Annotated in this window: 16 protein-coding genes and 1 pseudogene; 8 read left to right on the forward strand and 9 right to left on the reverse strand. The window is 72.2% G+C overall.

Features of this window, described 5'->3' with window-relative positions:
- The 4 genes from GUY61_RS19520 to mce all read right to left on the reverse strand — a co-directional run.
- Nucleotides 1-1,162 (reverse strand): ABC transporter ATP-binding protein (locus GUY61_RS19520; RefSeq protein ID WP_166631488.1); only part of this gene is annotated, 1,162 nt, incomplete at its 3' end.
- Nucleotides 1,163-1,502: 340 nt separating this feature from the next.
- The gene (locus GUY61_RS19525; RefSeq protein WP_166631489.1) at nt 1,503-2,441 is read right to left on the reverse strand and encodes a cellulose-binding protein; all 939 of its coding nucleotides are present in this window, start codon (nt 2,439-2,441) and stop codon (nt 1,503-1,505) included.
- A gap of 114 nt (nt 2,442-2,555) precedes the next feature.
- The gene (scy, locus tag GUY61_RS19530) at nt 2,556-6,482 is read right to left on the reverse strand and encodes a polarized growth protein Scy (protein WP_166631503.1); all 3,927 of its coding nucleotides are present in this window, start codon (nt 6,480-6,482) and stop codon (nt 2,556-2,558) included.
- Between the two features lie 169 nt (nt 6,483-6,651).
- Complete coding sequence (mce, locus tag GUY61_RS19535) at nt 6,652-7,092, reverse strand: methylmalonyl-CoA epimerase (protein ID WP_166631490.1); 441 nt, start codon at nt 7,090-7,092, stop codon at nt 6,652-6,654.
- 134 nt (nt 7,093-7,226) lie between these two features.
- Between mce and GUY61_RS19540 the strand changes: the two genes are divergently transcribed.
- Both GUY61_RS19540 and meaB read left to right on the forward strand, forming a co-directional pair.
- Entirely contained in the window at nt 7,227-8,432 is a 1,206-nt protein-coding gene (locus GUY61_RS19540; protein ID WP_166631491.1) for an acetyl-CoA C-acetyltransferase, read from the forward strand.
- A 71-nt stretch (nt 8,433-8,503) separates the two neighbouring features.
- Nucleotides 8,504-9,460, forward strand: coding sequence for a methylmalonyl Co-A mutase-associated GTPase MeaB (meaB, locus tag GUY61_RS19545; protein ID WP_166631492.1), 957 nt, complete (start codon nt 8,504-8,506; stop codon nt 9,458-9,460).
- 645 nt (nt 9,461-10,105) lie between these two features.
- Here the strand turns inward: meaB and GUY61_RS19550 are convergent.
- Complete coding sequence (locus GUY61_RS19550) at nt 10,106-10,795, reverse strand: PepSY domain-containing protein (RefSeq protein WP_166631493.1); 690 nt, start codon at nt 10,793-10,795, stop codon at nt 10,106-10,108.
- A 126-nt stretch (nt 10,796-10,921) separates the two neighbouring features.
- On the opposite strand from GUY61_RS19550, the gene GUY61_RS19555 reads away from it, so the two are divergent.
- Together GUY61_RS19555 and GUY61_RS19560 are read left to right on the forward strand one after the other, a co-directional pair.
- A complete protein-coding gene (locus GUY61_RS19555) occupies nt 10,922-11,584 on the forward strand; it encodes a response regulator transcription factor (RefSeq protein ID WP_166631494.1) in 663 nt (220 codons plus the stop codon).
- A complete protein-coding gene (locus GUY61_RS19560) occupies nt 11,581-13,059 on the forward strand; it encodes a HAMP domain-containing sensor histidine kinase (RefSeq protein WP_166631495.1) in 1,479 nt (492 codons plus the stop codon). Before GUY61_RS19555 ends, GUY61_RS19560 begins: the two co-directional genes overlap by 4 nt.
- An 18-nt stretch (nt 13,060-13,077) precedes the next feature.
- Here the strand turns inward: GUY61_RS19560 and GUY61_RS19565 are convergent, their stop codons facing one another.
- The 4 genes from GUY61_RS19565 to GUY61_RS19580 form a co-directional block, all read right to left on the reverse strand.
- Nucleotides 13,078-13,560 carry a MarR family winged helix-turn-helix transcriptional regulator gene (locus GUY61_RS19565; protein WP_166631496.1) on the reverse strand — a complete coding sequence of 161 codons (483 nt, stop codon included), beginning with the start codon at nt 13,558-13,560 and terminating at the stop codon, nt 13,078-13,080.
- Nucleotides 13,561-13,678: 118 nt separating this feature from the next.
- A complete protein-coding gene (locus GUY61_RS19570; protein ID WP_166631497.1) occupies nt 13,679-14,461 on the reverse strand; it encodes an AIM24 family protein in 783 nt (260 codons plus the stop codon).
- The gene (locus tag GUY61_RS19575; RefSeq protein WP_166631498.1) at nt 14,458-15,108 is read right to left on the reverse strand and encodes an AIM24 family protein; all 651 of its coding nucleotides are present in this window, start codon (nt 15,106-15,108) and stop codon (nt 14,458-14,460) included. The genes GUY61_RS19570 and GUY61_RS19575 overlap by 4 nt, the downstream gene beginning before the upstream one ends.
- Nucleotide 15,109: 1 nt before the next feature.
- Nucleotides 15,110-15,748, reverse strand: a complete 639-nt coding sequence (locus tag GUY61_RS19580; RefSeq protein WP_166631499.1) for an AIM24 family protein — start codon at nt 15,746-15,748, stop codon at nt 15,110-15,112.
- A 180-nt stretch (nt 15,749-15,928) separates the two neighbouring features.
- Here GUY61_RS19580 and GUY61_RS19585 point away from each other — a divergent pair, with 180 nt between their 5' ends.
- The 4 genes and pseudogenes from GUY61_RS19585 (at nt 15,929) to GUY61_RS19600 (ending at nt 17,434) form a co-directional block, all read left to right on the forward strand.
- Entirely contained in the window at nt 15,929-16,273 is a 345-nt protein-coding gene (locus tag GUY61_RS19585) for a DUF3817 domain-containing protein (RefSeq protein ID WP_166631504.1), read from the forward strand.
- Nucleotides 16,270-16,563 (forward strand): MTH1187 family thiamine-binding protein, encoded by a 294-nt coding sequence (locus GUY61_RS19590; protein WP_166631500.1) that lies wholly within the window; start codon nt 16,270-16,272, stop codon nt 16,561-16,563. The genes GUY61_RS19585 and GUY61_RS19590 overlap by 4 nt, the downstream gene beginning before the upstream one ends.
- Before the next feature lie 13 nt (nt 16,564-16,576).
- A pseudogene (locus GUY61_RS19595) lies at nt 16,577-16,915 on the forward strand (MFS transporter); the annotation flags it as partial.
- Nucleotides 16,916-16,924: 9 nt separating this feature from the next.
- Nucleotides 16,925-17,434, forward strand: coding sequence for a MarR family winged helix-turn-helix transcriptional regulator (locus tag GUY61_RS19600; protein WP_166631502.1), 510 nt, complete (start codon nt 16,925-16,927; stop codon nt 17,432-17,434).
- Nucleotides 17,435-17,465 lie beyond the last annotated feature (31 nt).

Genomic DNA, 17,465 nt, shown 5'->3' on the forward strand with positions numbered 1-17,465 from the left:
CCTTGAGTTCGTTGGCCCAGGTCCTGGCGAACGATCGGGTGGCGGCCTTGGTTGCCGCGCCGGGCGCTCCGTAGGGACCCGCGCCCGGGGTGCCCGCGGGAGCGCCGTACGGTCCGCCGGGACCGGGCGGCGGGGGCGGGAACCAGGCGTTCTGCCCCTGCCCCTGCCCCGGGAACGGGGCGGCGGCGGGATCCGGGAAACCGTGCGGACCGGTGGGGACTTCCTGGAGACCGGCCCGCTGGTCCGCCGTCGAGCGGTAGTCGACCGCGCCCTGAGTCATGCGCATGTACGCCTCCTCGAGGGAGGCCTGGTGCGGGGACAGCTCCCACAGCCGCACGTCCGCCTCGTGAGCGAGGTCACTGATGCGCGGCAGCGGCAGCCCGGTGACCCGGAGGGCGCCGTCGGGCTCCGGCATCACCTGGCCGCCGGCCTCGGTGAGCGCGGCGCTCAGCTTCTCGCGCAGCTCGGGCTCGGTGGCCGGGGTCCGCACCCGGGCGAAATCCGCGGAGTTCGCGGAGATGAAGTCTTTGACACTCATGTCGGCGAGAAGCTGGCCGCGGCCGATGACGATCAAATGGTCGGCCGTCAGGGCCATCTCGCTCATCAGGTGCGAGGAGACGAAGACCGTGCGCCCCTCCGCCGCGAGTGCCTTCATCAGATTGCGCACCCAGAGGATGCCCTCCGGGTCCAGGCCGTTGACCGGCTCGTCGAAGAGGAGCACCTGGGGGTCGCCGAGCAGCGCGGCGGCGATGCCCAGCCGCTGGCCCATGCCGAGGGAGAAGCCCTTGGAGCGCTTCCGCGCGACGTCCTGGAGACCGACGACTCCGAGCACCTCGTCCACCCTGCGCGCCGGGATGCCGGACAGCTGGGCCAGCGACAGCAGGTGATTGCGGGCGCTGCGCCCGCCGTGCACGGCCTTCGCGTCGAGCAGGGCGCCGACATGACGGGGTGCGTTGGGCAGTCTGCGGAAGGGATGCCCGCCGACCGTGACATGGCCCGCGGTAGGCACGTCCAGTCCCAGGATCATCCGCATCGTGGTGGACTTGCCGGAACCGTTGGGACCCAGAAAGCCGGTCACGGCACCCGGCCGCACCTGGAACGACAGGTTGTAAACGGCCGTCTTGGCGCCGTAGCGCTTGGTCAGGCCGACTGCCTCGATCATGCTCCGCTCTCCGCCCCTCGACAGGCCCTCATCGGATCCGTCAGTTCGTCCGGGGCACACACGCCCCCGTGAGGGTTAGGAGGATATCCAGCGCTTGACGGTTCCTGCGTCCTCCGGAAGTCGCGGAAACTTCGTAGGTACGTACGACCAAGGAGTACGGGCAGGGGGCACGGGCCCGGGGAGCAGGCGCAGGAACAGGGCCCGTGGAGCGCGGCCCGTGGAGCGCGGAGCCGCGCCCGGACGCGTGTGTGCCCGGGCCACCACCTGGTGGCCCGGGCACACACGCGTCCGGGCGGTCCCGTCTCAGCGGGACCGGGGTTCCGGTGTCAGCGGTCCGGGGTCAGCGGGACTGCTGGGCCGGGACGCCGCGGGAGATGGGCTCGTCGTCGGCCGGGGAGCCGGCGGCGGCGACGGCGGCACCGGTCAGGGTGGCGAGCATCTCGCGGACGTTGGTCAGCTGCGCGTTGATCGAGTCGCGGCGGTTGGTGAGCGCCGCCAGCTCGCGCTCCGATTCGCTGCGGATCCGGTCGGCCTTGGCGTTGGCGTCCGCCACGATGTCCTCGGCCTGGCGCTGCGCGGTCTCCACGGTCTGGCGGGCGCGGCGCTCCGCGTCGGTGCGCAGCTTCTCCGCCTCCAGGCGCAGCTGCTCCGCGCGGTGCTCGATCTCCGCGAGCCGCTTCTCGGCCTTGGCCTGGCGGGAGGCGAGGTCGCGCTCGGACTGCTCACGCCGCTTGGCGAGGTTCGTCTCGAAGTCCGCGGCGGCCTGGGCGGCCTTGGCTCGGGTCTCCTCGAAGAGGGCGTCGGCCTCCTCGCGCTTGGACTGCGCGTCCTTCTGCGCGTCCTGACGCAGCTGCGACGCGTCGCTCTTGGCCTTCTCGACGATCCTTACGCCCTCGTCCTCGGCCTTCGCCTTCCGCTCCGAAGCGAACGACTCGGCGTCGTTGCGGACCTGCTGCGCGGCGGACTCGGCGAGCTCGCGGTGCTGCTCGGCGGCACGGCGGGCCTCCTCGCGCAGATCCTTCGCCTCCTCTTCGGCGAGGCGCAGGATCTTCTCGACGCGGGCACCGAGACCGGCGTACGACGGCTCGGCGTCGCCCACCTGGGCCTGGGCGTTCTGCGTCTCGAGGTGCAACTCCTCGATGCGCTTCTCGAGAGCGGTGATCCGAGCCAGAGCACTGTCACGGTCGGCGACGAGCTTCGTAATGCGGTCGTCCACCTGTCCGCGGTCGTAACCACGCCGCACGAGCTCGAAGCCGAAGGGGGAGGAAGTGTCGCTCATGGGGTTCCTGTCGAAAGAGACCGGTGAGGTGATAGGGAGAATCCTAGGGGGCGTAGCGGTGTGTCATCGAGCCGTTGCCGGTTTGGTATGGAGAATGTCCAACCTTTTGAGTGGCTAGCCGTCGGACTGCTTGCCACTCAAACGGGTTGCGCCCGCCGCCGCACCTGCTTTGACGCCGCCGTCCTTGCCACCCGCCGGTGACGGGGCCTCGAACGACTCCAGCGCCTCCAGGACGTCCTGGACGCGGGAGATCTCCGCCTGGATGTCCTCGCGCCGGCGCACCAGGACGTCCAGTTCGCGCTTGCCGTCGTCGACGAGCTTCTTGGCCTCCCGTTCGGCCTCCGCGCGCAGCCGCTCCGCCTCCCGCGTCAGCTCGGCCTTCTTCTGCTCGGCCTCCTTCAGCAGCTGCTCGGCCCTCTTGACCGCGGCGATGCGGACCTTGCTGGCCTCGCTGTTGGCGTCCGCCAGCAGCTCCTTCGACTTCGCGTGCGCCTCCGCGCGCTGCTCCTCCGCCGCCTTCACCAGCGCGTCGCAGCGCTCGCCCGCGGACTTCATGGCCTCCGCGGCCTCCCGGCGGGCCCGCGCGTGCAGTTCCTCGATCTCGCCGGTGATCCTGGCCCGCAGCTCCTCGGCCCTGTCCCTGATCGCCGTGGCGTCCCTGCGGGCACCGACCAGCAGCTCGTCCGCGTCGGTACGGGCCTTCTCCACCCGGGCATTGGCCTGCGCGGTCGCCTCCTTGACGAGCCGCTCCGCCTCCTTGCGGGCCGCGCCGACCATCGTGTCGGCCTGCTCCTCCGCGGCCGCGGTCGCCGCGACCGCCGCCTCCAGAGCCTCGTTGGTGAGCCGGTCCGCCTCGGCCGCCGCCTCCGAGATGAGCTTGTCGGCCTGCCGGGCCGCCTCCGAGCGGCGCTTGTTCGACGCCTCGCGGGCCTCGTCCATCAGCCGGTCGGCCTCCGCGCGGGCCTCGGACAGCGTCCGCTCCGCCGTCGCCGCGCCCTCGGCCTTGACCTTCGCCGCCTCGGTGCGGATCCGCTCCGCGGCCTGTTGCGCCGACCCCACGGCGTCCGCCGCCTCGGCCCGCAGCCGTTCGGCCTCGCCCTGGGCCTCGCCGAGGATCCGCTCGGCCTCCTCGATGGTCTCCGACGTGAGCCGGTCCGCCTCGGCGGCCGCCTCCGAGATGAGCTTGTCGGCCTGCTCCGCGGCGTCGGTACGCCGCTTCGCCGCGGCGTCGCGGGCCTCGTCCGCGACCTTCGCGGCCTCGGCGCGCAGCCGCTCCGCCTCGTTCCCCGCCTCGCCGACCAGGCGATCCGCCTGCGCGGCCGCCTCGGAACGGATCCGGTTGGCGTCCTCGCGCGCCTCGGCCCGGGTCCGTGCCGCGTCCTGCTCGCCGGCGGCCAGCGCGTCGGTCGCCTCGGTACGCAGCCGCTGCGCGTACTCCTGGGCATCCGACCGCACCCGCTCCGCCTCACCGACGGCCTCGCTCATCGTGCGCTCGGCCAGGGACTTCGCGGCGTCCAGTTCGGTCTGTGCCTCGCGCCTGACCCGGTTCGCGTCCTCGGAGGCACGCTCCCGCTCCGCGTACGCGTCGGCGCGGACCCGGTCCGCCTCCTCCTGCGCCTCGGTACGGGTGCGCTGCGCCGCGTGCTCCGCCGCGCTGCGCAGCCCCGCGATCTCCTGCTCCGCCTGCTCGTGCAGCCCGGCAACCGATTCCCGCACCTGCTGGGCGGTCTGCTCGGCGGCGGAGACCAGTTCCGTCGCCCTGCGGTCCGCCTCCTCGACCAGCCGCTGCGCCTCGGCCTGGGCCTCCGCCACCCGGGTCCTGGCGGCGGCCAGCAGCTCCTCGCTCTGCTCGCGGGCCCGCGTGCGCTCCTGGTGCGCCTCCTCGCGGGCCGCGCCAAGCAGCTCCTCGGCCTCGCGGCGGCGCCTGGCCGCCTCCTCCTGGGCCGCGGACAGCGCCTCGGCGGCCTCCGAGCCGATGCGCTCGGCGGCCGCGGTGGCCTCCGCGCGCACCCGGTCCGCGAGGTCCTGCGCCTCGGTGCGCAGCCGCTCCGCCTCCGTCGCCGCCTCGGTACGCAGCCGTACGGCGACGGCCTCGCCCTCGGCACGGGAGTGCGAGGCGTCCGCCGCGGCCTCGTCGCGCAGCCGGCCGGCCTCCGCCTCGGCCTGCTCCTGGAGGCTCCGCAGCCGCTCCGCGGACTCCGCCCGCTGCCGCTCGATCTCCGCAGCCGTCTCGCTGCGCAGCCGCTCGGCCTCCGCGCGGGCCTCGCGCAGCGCCTCCTCGGCGGCGTCGACCCGCTGCCGCGCCTCGTCGCGCAGCCGGACCAGGTCCTCGGCGGCCTCCGCCTTGCGCGCCTCGATGCCCCGCTCGGCGTCCTCGCGCAGGGTGAGGGACGCCGCCTCGGCCTCCGCCCTGGTCTGTTCCGCCTGGCCTTCCGCCTCGGCGCGCAGCTGCTCCGCCTCCGTGCGGGCGCGCTCCAGGGCGTCCTCCGCCTGCTTGCGCAGAGCCGTGGCACGCTCGATGGCCTCGGTGCGGATGCGCTGGCTCTCGGTCGTCGCGCTGGAGCGCAGCTCGTCGGCGTCGGCCTTGGCCTTGCCCAGCAGCTCCTCGGCGGTCTTCGCCGCCTCCTCGATCTGCTGGACGGCCTCCCGGCGCGCCTCGCTGCGGATCCGCTCGCCCTCGGCGACCGCCTCCGACCTGAGCTGCTCGGCCTCGCCGCGCAGCCGTCGGGCCTCCTCCTGGAGCTCGACCGTCTTGGCGCGGTACTCCTTGGTGTCGTCCTTGGCCGCGCCCTTGAGCTGCTCAGCGGTGTCGTGCGCCTGCTCGCGCAGCCGGTCGGCCTCGGCCTCCGCCTCCCGGCGGATCCGCTCGGCCTCCTCGGCGGCCGCCCTCGTCGTCGCCTTGGCGTCCTCCGAGGCCTTGTCCAGGACCTCCTCCGCCGTACGGGCCGCCTTGGCGAGCTGCGCGGCGACATCCTCGGCGGCCGCCCCGCGGGCCGTCTCCTCGGCCTCCGCGATCAGCCGCTCCGCCTGCGCCCTGGCGTCGGCGAGCGCCTGCTCCGCCTCCGCCTTGAGGGTTTCCGACTCCTTCGTGGCCTCGCCGACCAGCCGCGCGATCTCCGCCTTCGCCGTCCGCGCCCGCTGCTCGTTCAGCGACTCGGTCTCGGACAGCTGCTTGGCCGCCGCGTCCTTGGCCTCGGTCAGCAGCTTCTCGGCCTCGGCGCGGGCCTCGCGCAGCCGGGTCTCCGCCTCCTGCATCCGGGCCTCGGCGGCCCGGCTCAGCTCGGCGGCCTGCTGCCTGGCCTGGTCGGACTCGGAGACCGTGCTGGTGCGCAGCTGCTCGGCGTGGGCCGTGGCCTCCTGCGCCTGGGACGACGCGGCGTTCAGCAGCCGTTCGGCGTCGGTGCGGGCGCGCCGCAGGATCGCCTCGGCCTCCGTGCGGGCATGTTCTGCCTCGCTGCCGAGCCGCTGCCTTGCCTCGTCCGCCAGCCGCTGCGCCTCGGCGCGGGCCGCCGCGAGTGCCTGCTCGGCCTCGGCACGGGACTCCTCGAGGAGCCGCCTGGCCTGGGCCTCGGTGCGGGCGCGCAGCTGCTCGGCCCAGGCCACGTTCTCGTTGACGTGCGACTCGACGGTGCGCCGGCGCTCCGCCAGCTCCTCGTCGAGCTGCCGCCGCCTGGCGTTCGCCTCGGCGTGCAGCTCCGCCTGGAGCCTGGCCTGCTGCTCCGCGTGCTCCTGGAGGATCCGCTGATTCTGCGCGCGGGCCTCGCGCAGCTCGCGCTCCGCGTCCATCCGCAGCTGGTCGGCCTGCATCTGGGCGTTACGGAGCAACTGCTCGGCCTGGTAGCCGATGTCGGCCGCGTCGAAGGCCGGGCGGGACGCCAAAGTGCGGCGCGCCTCGTGGAGCTTGGCGCGCAGTACCTCGACCTGGTAGCCGAGGTCCTCGGCGTGCTGGACGGCCTTCTCCCGTTCGGTCTTCAGCCGCTCCATCTCGGCTTCGAACCGTGAGAGGTGGTCGTCAGCCTGGTGGCGTTCGTAGCCCCGCACTGCGCGGTCCCATCCGTCCCCTGGTCGCTTCTTCTCGGCCCGGTGCCGTGCGCACGCTGCGAACGGCACCCCCGGAGAATGGTGTCAGATCCACAGCGGGCATGGGTCACGCCCCCGAACCCGGCCCCCGCCCCGGAGACGCCACTCTACCGGCCGAGTTGTGCGGGGGTCAGTGCTCCGCGCTCTCGGCCGGTGCGGATGTGACCAGTTCGGTCAGGACGCCGTGGCAGTCCTTGGGGTGGAGGAAGGTGATCCGCGACCCCATGGAGCCGATGCGCGGCTCGTCGTACAGCACCCTTACGCCCTTGCCGCGGATGGCCTCGGAGTCACCGTCCACGTCGGCCGTGCCGAAGGCGATGTGGTGCACGCCCTCACCGTTCTTGGCCAGCCATTTGCCGACCGCGGAGTCCTCGCGGGTCGGCTCCAGGAGCTGGAGGTAGGAGGCACCGCCGTCGTCGGTGGAGTTGATCTTGAGCATGGCCTCACGGACACCCTGCTCCTCGTTGACCTCGCTGTGGAACACCTCGAAGCCGTACGTGGCACGGTAGAACTCAGCGGTCTTGTCGAGGTCGAAACAGGCGATCCCGATGTGGTCGATTCGCGTCAGCATCTTTCCAGTGCACCGTTGCCCGGCCGGTTGCGCAACGTGCGAGCGATCACACCTCCGTTCCGGTGACCCCGGGGGGACCCCTCAGTACATTGACGTAAACCCTCGTTCACTTCTCATCCAAGGGGCCGCGTCTCATGACGACGACGAACGGTTCAACCAGCTCAGTGATTGTCGCGGGCGCCCGGACGCCCATGGGCCGCCTGCTCGGCTCGCTCAAGTCCTTCAGCGGTGCCGACCTGGGCGGCTTCGCGATCAAGGCCGCCCTCGAGCGTGCGGGCATCGGCGGTGACCAGGTCCAGTACGTGATCATGGGGCAGGTGCTGCAGGCCGGGGCGGGGCAGATCCCGGCGCGCCAGGCCGCCGTCAAGGGCGGCATTCCCATGAACGTTCCCGCGCTCACCGTCAACAAGGTCTGTCTCTCCGGGCTCGACGCGATCGCGCTCGCCGACCAGCTGATCCGCGCCGGCGAGTTCGACATCATCGTCGCGGGCGGCCAGGAGTCCATGACGAACGCGCCGCACCTGCTGCCGAAGTCCCGTGAGGGCTACAAGTACGGCGCGGTGCAGGTGATCGACGCCATGGCGCACGACGGGCTCACCGACTCCTTCGAGGGCATCGCCATGGGCGAGTCCACGGAGAAGCACAACACCCGCCTCGGCCTCGGGCGCGCCGAGCAGGACGAGATCGCCGCCCTCTCCCACCAGCGGGCCGCGGCCGCCCAGAAGAACGGCGCCTTCGACGCCGAGATCGTCCCGGTGGAGATCCCGCAGCGCAAGGGCGACCCGGTCGTCTTCGCCAAGGACGAGGGCATCCGCCCCGAGACCACGGCGGAGTCCCTCGGCAAGCTGCGCCCGGCCTTCGCCAAGGACGGCACGATCACGGCCGGCACCTCCTCGCAGATCTCCGACGGTGCGGCGGCGGTCGTCGTGATGAGCAAGGCCAAGGCCCAGGAGCTCGGCCTGGAGTGGATCGCGGAGATCGGGGCGCACGGCAACGTGGCGGGCCCGGACAACTCGCTGCAGTCCCAGCCGTCGAACGCCATCGCGCACGCCCTCAAGAAGGAGGGCATCGGTGTGGAGGACCTCGACCTCATCGAGATCAACGAGGCCTTCGCCGCCGTCGCGGTCCAGTCGATGAAGGATCTGGGCGTTTCCACCGAAAAGGTGAACGTCAACGGCGGCGCGATCGCGCTCGGGCACCCGATCGGGATGTCCGGTGCCCGCCTCGTCCTGAGCCTCGCGCTGGAGCTGAAGCGGCGCGGCGGCGGGATCGGCGCGGCGGCGCTGTGCGGTGGCGGCGGCCAGGGCGACGCCCTGATCGTGCGCGTGCCCAAGGCGTAGCCGCAGGGCGCAGTCGCGGGGCGCAATCGCCTCTTGTGCGGTCATCCGAAGTGCGAGCGAACGGAGCAGTGATGGTGGACGTCCCCCAGCTGGTGGCCCAGGCCAGGGAAGGCCGGCCACGGGCCGTGGCCAGGCTGATCTCGCTGGTGGAGGGGGCGTCGCCACAACTGCGCGAGGTGATGGCGGCCCTCGCCCCGCTGACCGGCGGCGCGTACGTCGTCGGGCTCACCGGGTCACCCGGTGTCGGCAAGTCCACCTCGACGTCCGCGCTGGTGTCGGCGTACCGGAGGGCGGGGAAGCGGGTCGGTGTGCTCGCCGTCGACCCGTCCTCGCCGTTCTCCGGCGGGGCGCTGCTCGGTGACCGGGTCCGGATGTCCGAGCACGCCTCGGACCCGGGGGTGTACATCCGCTCCATGGCGACCCGCGGCCACCTCGGCGGGCTCGCCTGGGCTGCGCCGCAGGCCATCAGGGTGCTGGACGCCGCCGGCTGCGAGGTGATCCTCGTCGAGACGGTCGGCGTCGGCCAGTCCGAGGTGGAGATCGCCTCGCAGGCCGACACCTCGGTGGTGCTGCTCGCCCCCGGCATGGGCGACGGCATCCAGGCGGCCAAGGCCGGAATCCTGGAGATCGGCGACGTGTACGTCGTCAACAAGGCGGACCGGGACGGTGCCGACGCCACCGCCCGGGAGCTGAACCACATGCTGGGCCTGGGCGAGGCGCGCGGCCCGGGCGACTGGCGTCCGCCCATCGTCAAGACCGTCGCCGCTCGCGGTGAGGGAATAGACGAGGTGGTGGAGGCCCTGGAGAAGCACCGCGCCTGGATGGAGGAGCGGGGCGTGCTCGCGGAGCGCCGCCGGGCGCGGGCGGCGCGGGAGGTCGAGACGATCGCGGTCACGGCGCTGCGCGAACGCATCGGCGACCTGCACGGCGACCGGCACGTGGACGCGCTGGCCGAGAAGATCGTGGCCGGCGAGCTGGACCCGTACCGCGCGGCCGACGAGCTGGTGGCGAGCCTGACCGAGAGGTGACGTGCGGGGGGACGCCCTGCGGAATCCCTCCGCGGACCTCCCCGCGCCGTTCGTGCCCGGCCCCGCGGGCCCTTCCGCGGCGCCGGGCGCGTGTGCGCGGGCCCCGGCGGGCGCCCGGAGCCCGGACGCCGGTCCCGACCGGGGGCCCTGCCAGGCCCATGGCGGCCGCCGGCGAGTCCCCCGACGGGCCGCGTGCGGTGGGTGGGTGCGCGAACCCGCCGTGAGCCTGCGCCGCACGGCCCCGGCAGTGGCCGGGACGGGCCCGGGCATGCGGGGCCGTTTCCGTGAGCCTGCGCCGCGCCGCCGCGATCGCCGCCGTTCGGTCCCGGCAGCGGCCGGGTCGGGCCCGGCGAGTCCGGTGCGGGGGCCGGTTCCGGTGGCCCGCCTCGTCCTGTTCCGGCCCGGTCAGGGCGTGGCCGCCGTCGGTGCGCGGACGCCCGGGCGGCCCCGCGCTCCGGTTCTGACCGGGTGGTTTCGCCGGTTCCACGGCGTCCTGGCCCCGGCGGGTCCTGCGGTGGTGCGGCAGGCGGGTCGGCTCGAGGTTTCGGCACACTGGGGGCCCGGGGGCGACGGGCCGCCCGTCGCCTTGCCCGTGTGCGCGGCACGGCCCCGGGGCGTGCCGGCCCTCGTGGGCCGGTCCTGCTGTCAGTCGTCGTCGCCGTGCTCGTCGCCGTGCTCGTCGTCGTCCAGGTCGTCGTCCTGGTCGTCGGCCGCCGCGGCGGCGAGCCTGCCGGAGCCCGCGGCGACGGTCCACCCGCCGTTGGCGGTTGTGACCTCCCACGCGAGCCCGCGGCCGTCGTCGTCCAGGTCGACCGAGGTGACGGCGCCCTTGGCCGCGGCGGCCTCCGCAGCCTCCTTCGCGGTGACCCCGGCCTTCTCCGCCGCTGCGGCCTCGGCGCGGTCGTCGCCGTCCTCGGTCTCGGTGTGGCTGCCGAGCACCTTGCCGTCGCTCGTGCCGATCCGGACGCTGTGCCAGGTGCCGTCCGCGCCGAGGATGTCGACGTCCCAGAACGGCGCGCGGCCGTCGTCGTCCTCCAGGTCCGCCGAGACGGCGGTCCCGGAGACCTCGGCCAGCGCCGCGTCGATGGCTTCCGCCGCGCTGATTCCGGTGGGCGGGACCTCGGCAGCGTCGTCGTCCCGCCCGCCGTCGGCGGTGTTGCCTCGGTCGTCGCCGTGTCCGTCGTCGTCCCGGTCCGCGCCCCGGTCGTCGTCCGTCCGGACGCTCGACCCGCCGGCCCGCGCCCCGTCGTCGCCGGAGATGGCGACGGCGGTCGCGGTCGTACCGCCGATGACGGCGGCTGCGGCGATACCGGCGATGACGATGTTGCGCTTCATGGGGTTCCTCCCGGGTCGTTTCGGTGTCGGTCGGTCCTCGACGTACGCCAATGTGCGGGAGGCAAGCTGAAAGCAGCCTGAAGCGACCTGAAGCCGTCTTCAGGTTCTATTTGCGACCCTGGCTGCATGCGCTTGCTGATCGTGGAGGACGAGAGGCGACTCGCCCTGTCGCTGGCCGGGGGACTGACGGCCGAGGGCTTCGCCGTGGACGTGGTGCACGACGGGCCGGCGGGTCTGCACCGGGCGGGCGAGGGCGTGTACGACCTCGTCGTCCTCGACATCATGCTGCCCGGCATGAACGGGTACCGCGTCTGCGCGGCCCTGCGGGCCGCGGGCAACGACGTGCCGATCCTGATGCTGACCGCCAAGGACGGTGAGTACGACGAGGCGGAGGGACTGGACACCGGCGCGGACGACTACCTCACCAAGCCGTTCTCGTACGTCGTGCTGCTCGCCAGGATCAGGGCGCTGCTGCGCCGCCGCGGCGCGGCCGGTGCCTCGCCGGTGATCGAGGTGGGCCCGCTGCGGCTGGACACCGCGGCACGGCGGGTGCTGCGGGACGGCGAGGAGGTGGCGCTGACCGCCAAGGAGTTCGCGGTGCTCGAACAGCTCGCCGTGCGCGCCGGGGAGGTCGTCGGCAAGGCCGAGATCCTCGAGCACGTCTGGGACTTCGCGTACGACGGCGATCCGAACATCGTGGAGGTGTACGTCAGCGTGCTGCGCCGCAAGCTCGGGGCGCGGTTCATCCGGACGGTCCGCGGGGCCGGCTACCGGCTGGAGGGACGATGAGTCGGCCCTTCCGGTCCGTACGCTCCCGGGCGGCTCTCGGCGCCACCCTGGTCGTCGCGGTCGCGCTGGTCGCGGCGGGCGCGGCGGTGCTGCTGTCGCTGCGCGCGAATCTGGTCTCCCAGGCGGACTCGTCCGCCCAGTCCGCCGCCCGCGAACGCGCCGTGAACCTGGGGACGGGCCGCACGCTCGCCGAGCTCGGGCTCGGCGACGGCGAGGCCCACCCGGTGCAGGTCGTGGACGCGCGGGGGCGGCTGCTTGCGGCGAGCGAGGACCTGGAGCGGATCTCGGGCACCGGGGTGACGGCCGTGCGGCCGGTGGGTCCGGTGCCGCCGCCCGCCGCGGGCGACGACGACGGCGGCGACGGTCACGGCGGCGATGACCGCGGTGGTGACGGCAGCGGTGACGACGATGACGACGACGCGGCGGTCGCGGCCGGGGAGATCAGGGACGGCGGCGCGTACACCACGGGCTCCGCGACGGTCGACGGGGAGAGCGCCGACTACCGCTTCGCGAGCACGGAGGTGGAGACCGCGCGCTACGGCACCCTGACCGTGTACGCCGGGGCCCCGCTGGACGCGGAGCAGGAGGCCGTCTCGACCGCGACCACGGTGATGCTGATCGGCCTGCCGGCGCTGCTGGTCGTGGTCGGCGGTGTGACCTGGCTGGTCACCCGGCGGGCGCTGCGGCCGGTGGAGGGGATCAGGGCCGAGATGGCCGCGATCACGGCCTCCGAGGACCTGGGACGGCGGGTTCCGGAACCGGGTTCGGACGACGAGGTGGCCCGGCTGGCGCGGACGACCAATGAGACGCTTGCCGCGCTGGAGGCCTCGGTGGAGCGGCAGCGGCGGTTCGTCGCCGACGCCTCGCACGAGCTGCGCAGCCCGATCGCCTCCCTGCGCACCCAGTTGGAGGTCGGTGCGGCCCATCCGGAGCTGTTGGACGTGCCGGGGGCGGTCGCGGACACCGTACGGCTCCAGCAACTGGCCGCGGATCTGCTGTTGCTGGCCCGGCTGGACGCGGGGGAGCGGGCCGGCCGGGACCCGGTGGAGCTGGCATCGCTGGTGCGCGGGGAACTCGCCGCGCGCGCGGCGCGGGACGCCGTCCCGGTGGTCGCGAAATTTGAACAAGGTGTGAAAGTGGCCGGATCGCGCGGTCAGCTGACCCGGGTGCTCGGCAATCTTCTGGACAACGCGCAGCGGCATGCGCTGGAGAAGATCGAAGTTACGGTCGCAAAGGACGGAAGAGCCGCCGTGGTGCGGGTCGCGGACGATGGCGAGGGCGTGCCGGAGACGGAGCGTGAGCGGATTTTTGAACGCTTTGTCCGCCTCGACGACGCGCGCAGCCGGGATGACGGCGGCGCGGGCCTCGGCCTCGCCATCGCCCGGGATGTGGCCCAGCGGCACGGCGGAACGCTGGTGGTGCGTGAATCGGCGCGGGGTGGAGCGCTCTTCGAACTACGGCTGCCCGCTCTCTAGGGGGTGGCCGCGGGCAACTCAGGCACGGCCGCGCCGGCTGCGCAGGTGTTCGGCGACGGGCTCGAAGGACTTCTTGACCTCGGCGAGGGCCCCCGGCGGGATGAGGTCGATGAAGTGCCTGCGTACGGCCTCCACATGGTGGGGGGCGACGCGTTCCATGGTCTCCATGCCGGCCTCGGTCAGAACGGCGTACAGGCCACGCCGGTCGGACTCGCAGTTCTCCCGGCGCACCAGCCCCGCGTTCTCCATGCGGGTGATCTGGTGGGACAGCCGGCTCTTGGACTGCAGGGTGGCGGAGGCGAGATCGCTCATCCGCATGCGCCGGTCCTCGGATTCGGAGAGATTGACCAGGATTTCGTAGTCGTTGTAGGTCAGCCCGAAGGGCTGCAGGTCCTTCTCCAGTTGGTAGGTGAGCAGCTTGCTCACGTCGAGATAGGTACGCCAGGCGCACTGCTCTGTTTCGGTGAGCCAGCGGGTGGGGGTGGCCGTCTCAGTCTCCATATACCGATTCTACCTAAGAGGTTGAAAGGTGAACGAAATAGCGGAGTGTGACGCCTGGCACCACCCGCGCTGTTCGCAGGGGCGCACGCGTTCGACGTCACACTCCGCAGACTACCGCTCACAGCCCGAAGCGACGCTGGAGGTCTCCCAGCTGGCCGGGAAGACGCGGCATTGACTGTCCGGGCGATCCGTGCTGGCCGGGGCCATGGCCGCCCGGTACGCCCGGTTCGTGCGGTACGGCACCCGTCGCCTGCTCGGGCATCAGCAACTCGGTCGACTGCAGCAGCACCGTGCCCGCGCCGACGAACTCGAACTGGTGCTCCTCGCCCGAGGTGCCGCCGAGACCGGTCAACTGGCGCAGCCCGCCCATGACCCCCGTCATGTACCCGTGGTCGTAGTGGTGGCAGGGCGAGGGGCAGTCCGCCCATCCCACCAGCGCCTGCGGATCGACCCGCAGCGGGGGCTCCATGAACACCACCGGACCGTTGGAGGCGGCGACGAACTTCCCGGTGCCGATCAGGGTGAGGAAGCCCGGCACGATGGACTGCTTGAGCGCCAGCGAGGGCTGGTACGCCAGCAGGTTCCCGGAACGGATCGTCAGATTGCCGTTCTCCAGGTCGTACGAGTTCACGTCGAAGGCGCGGTCCGCGAGCAGCATCTTGCCCGAGCCCTCGGCGACGACCCAGTCGGACGCGTGCAGGGGCGAGTGGAAACTTGTGCGGACCAGCCGGTCCAGGCGCCCGTGGCCGATTCCGTTGAAGTCGATCTGCCCGTAGTAGGCGATCATCTTGCCCTTCTGCAGGAACCACTGGCTCCCCTTCAGCTCCACACAGAAGGTGTAGCTGTTGACGTTGTCGTCGGAGGGCAGGGAGTACGGGTCGAAGATCACAGGGGCGGTCACAGCTTCTCCTCCGAGGCCTGGACGTACACCGCGCCGTTCCCGGACAGCTCCAGCTGGAACGCCTCACCGGAACCGCGCCCCACCATGTCGCGCCAGCCGAGCGCGGTGGACAGCTTGTTGCGGACGTCGCCGTGGTGCGCCACATAGGCCTGCGGGTCGACGTGCACAGGACGCTGCGGGGTGATGGGCAGTTCGATCACTCCGCCGTGCGCCATGACGGCCACGGAGCCGTGGCCCTTGAGCGTCGTGGTGAACAGGCCCTGGCCGGTGACCTGGCCGCGGACCATGCCCATGACGCCGCCCTGGGAGCCCATGAACATCGTGCCCTGCTGGAGGGTCCCGTCGAAGGCCAGCAGCCGGTCCGCCTCCACGTACAGGGTCTCCCCGGTGAGGTTGATCACCTGGATGTGGTGGCCGCCGTGGCCGAACATCACCGTGCCGCTGCCCTCTACGGTCATCAGGGGCGTCGCCTCGTTCGCCACCCGGCGGCCGATCATGGACATCACGCCTCCCTGGCCGCCCTGCGCGTTCGGCGTGAAGGAGACATCGCCGCGGTAGGCGATCATGGCGCCGCGCTGGCTGAACATCTTCTGGCCCGGCGCGACCGTCGCCTCGACCATCTTGGAGTTGATCTCACGGAAGGGCATCTCAGACGTCCCCTCCGACGGTGTTGCGCTCGCTCGGCTGCACGTACACCAGGCCCTCGCCCTCGAAACGGATCTGGAAGGCCTCGCCGCCGCCCTCGCCCAGGAAGGTCCGGAACGTCACGCCGGACTGGAACTGCTGGCGGAGATCGCCCTGATGGGCGATATAGGCCCCGGGGTCCACGGAGAGCGGGTACTGCGCGGAGACCCGCAGCACCACCGCCGGTCCGTCGGACATGATCGCCGCCTGGCCGGTGCCCTCCACCGTCGTGGTGAACAGGCCGTTGCCCTGGGAGGCGCCGCGCAGACCGGTGAAACTCGTGCCGGTACGGAGCGCGGAGTCGGTGCACAGCAGGTTGCTGGACTCGACGTACAGCTTGTCGCCGTTCAATTGGACGAGGTTGATCTCGGAGGCGCGGTCCGCGAAGTAGCACGTACCGCTGCCGCTCGCCTCCATCATCACCATCTGCTCGCCGGTCAGCCGGCGCGTGACCATGCCTCGCACGCCCTCGCCGCCGCCGGACAATTTCTTGAAGGAGATCTGACCGTCGTAGGCGACCATGGAGCCGTTCTTCGCCTTGACGGCGTCCCCGGTCATCGTCACGGCCAGCACCTTGCTGCCTTGGAGTCGAAACTGAGCCACGTGGAGGACCGTATCCCGCCGGGGATGCTGCCAACAGGGACGTACGTATCGTTTCGACCCCGACCAGACCCTGATTCGGTAACCGGCGACGGTGACTGCCAGAATGAGCGGGCGCTTGTGCTTTCATTCACAAGATCGAGCGCTCCGACCATGCCCCCGACCGACGAGGTGCCCGTCCCCGTGGACATCAAGACCGCTTCCGCACTCCACCGACTCCGGCTGGTCTCCGCCCCGGAGGCCGTGTCCTTCCTGCTGCTGCTCGTCTGCTCGGTGCTCAAGCGCACCACGGATTTCAACGCCGTCCCGGTGATGGGCGCGCTGCACGGCCTGCTCTTCGTCCTGTACGCCGTCTTCTGGCTCGACGCCTGGAACCGGGCCAAGTGGCCGCTGAAGACCGCGGCCCTCTACTTCCTCCTCTCGGTCCTGCCGGCCGGCGGCTTCTTCGCCGAGCGCAGGCTCAAGCGTGAGGCCGAGGACTCGGTGATCGCGGCGCGCGCCCGCAAGGAAGACGTGGTCGGCGCGTGATCGTCGCCTTCTCCGTCACACCGCTGGGCGTCGGTGAGGACGTGGGGGAGTACGTAGCCGACGCGGTCCGCGTCGTCCGTGAGTCCGGACTGCCCAACCGTACGGACGCCATGTTCACGTCCCTCGAGGGCGAGTGGGACGAGGTCATGGACGTCGTCAGGCGCGCCGTCGCCGCGGTGGAGGCCCGCGCGCCGCGCGTCTCGCTCGTCCTGAAGGCCGACATCAGACCCGGCGTCACCGACGGCCTGACGTCGAAGGTCGCCACGGTGGAACGGCACCTCCTGGCCTAGCGGCCCGCCCCGCCACCCGGCTCCGTCGCCGGCCCTCGCGCCGGCCGGTGCCGGATCCGCGTACACCCTCGGACTCGACCGGTGGTTCGTGGACGCCGTGCCGGAGGAGCTGCGCGGGCGGGCGATGACCCTGATGACGGCGGGGCTGATGGCCGTCCAGGGTGTCGGCATGGCCCTCGCCGGACTGGTCGCGGAGTTCTTCGGGGCGTCCGCCGCGGCCACCGCCGCCGCGCTGACCGGCACCCTGTGCACCCTGCTGCTCGTCCGCGAGGCCCGTCGGACGCGGCGGCGGGACGGGACGGCGCGTACCGATGAGCGAGACGGGGCTGACCAGCATGTGACCGGCCGGTAAGGTCGAGGCGTGCCGAAGCCGCTCAGCCTTCCCTTCGACCCCATCGCGCGCGCCGACGAGCACTGGAAGCAGCGCTGGGGATCCGTGCCGTCCATGGCGGCCATCACCTCGGTCATGCGGGCCCAGCAGATCCTGCTCGCCGAGGTCGACGCGGTGGTCAAGCCGTACGGACTGACCTTCGCCCGTTACGAGGCGCTGGTGCTGCTCACCTTCTCCAAGGCCGGTGAGCTCCCGATGTCGAAGATCGGCGAGCGGCTCATGGTGCATCCGACCTCGGTCACCAACACCGTGGACCGCCTCGTCAGGTCCGGTTTCGTGGACAAGCGTCCCAATCCGAACGACGGCCGTGGAACACTCGCCTCCATCACCGACAAGGGGCGTGAGGTCGTCGAGGCCGCGACCCGGGACCTGATGGCGATGGACTTCGGCCTCGGCGTGTACGACGCCGAGGAGTGCGGGGAGATCTTCGCGATGCTCAGGCCCCTGCGGGTGGCCGCGGGCGACTTCGACGAGGGCTGAACGGGGCCGGGGAAGCGCCGCGGGGCGGGGC

It is taken from the genome of Streptomyces sp. GC420, from assembly GCF_009916105.1.
Lineage (GTDB): Bacteria > Actinomycetota > Actinomycetes > Streptomycetales > Streptomycetaceae > Streptomyces.

Bases quoted from the DNA above. Each gene is read 5' to 3' on its own strand.
- GUY61_RS19525 (WP_166631489.1), bottom strand. From the start codon at position 2,441: ATGAGCGACACTTCCTCCCCCTTCGGCTTCGAGCTCGTGCGGCGTGGT.
- mce (WP_166631490.1), bottom strand. From the start codon at position 7,092: ATGCTGACGCGAATCGACCACATCGGGATCGCCTGTTTCGACCTCGAC.
- GUY61_RS19540 (WP_166631491.1), top strand. From the start codon at position 7,227: ATGACGACGACGAACGGTTCAACCAGCTCAGTGATTGTCGCGGGCGCC.
- meaB (WP_166631492.1), top strand. From the start codon at position 8,504: ATGGTGGACGTCCCCCAGCTGGTGGCCCAGGCCAGGGAAGGCCGGCCA.
- GUY61_RS19550 (WP_166631493.1), bottom strand. From the start codon at position 10,795: ATGAAGCGCAACATCGTCATCGCCGGTATCGCCGCAGCCGCCGTCATC.
- GUY61_RS19555 (WP_166631494.1), top strand. From the start codon at position 10,922: ATGCGCTTGCTGATCGTGGAGGACGAGAGGCGACTCGCCCTGTCGCTG.
- GUY61_RS19560 (WP_166631495.1), top strand. From the start codon at position 11,581: ATGAGTCGGCCCTTCCGGTCCGTACGCTCCCGGGCGGCTCTCGGCGCC.
- GUY61_RS19565 (WP_166631496.1), bottom strand. From the start codon at position 13,560: ATGGAGACTGAGACGGCCACCCCCACCCGCTGGCTCACCGAAACAGAG.
- GUY61_RS19575 (WP_166631498.1), bottom strand. From the start codon at position 15,108: ATGCCCTTCCGTGAGATCAACTCCAAGATGGTCGAGGCGACGGTCGCG.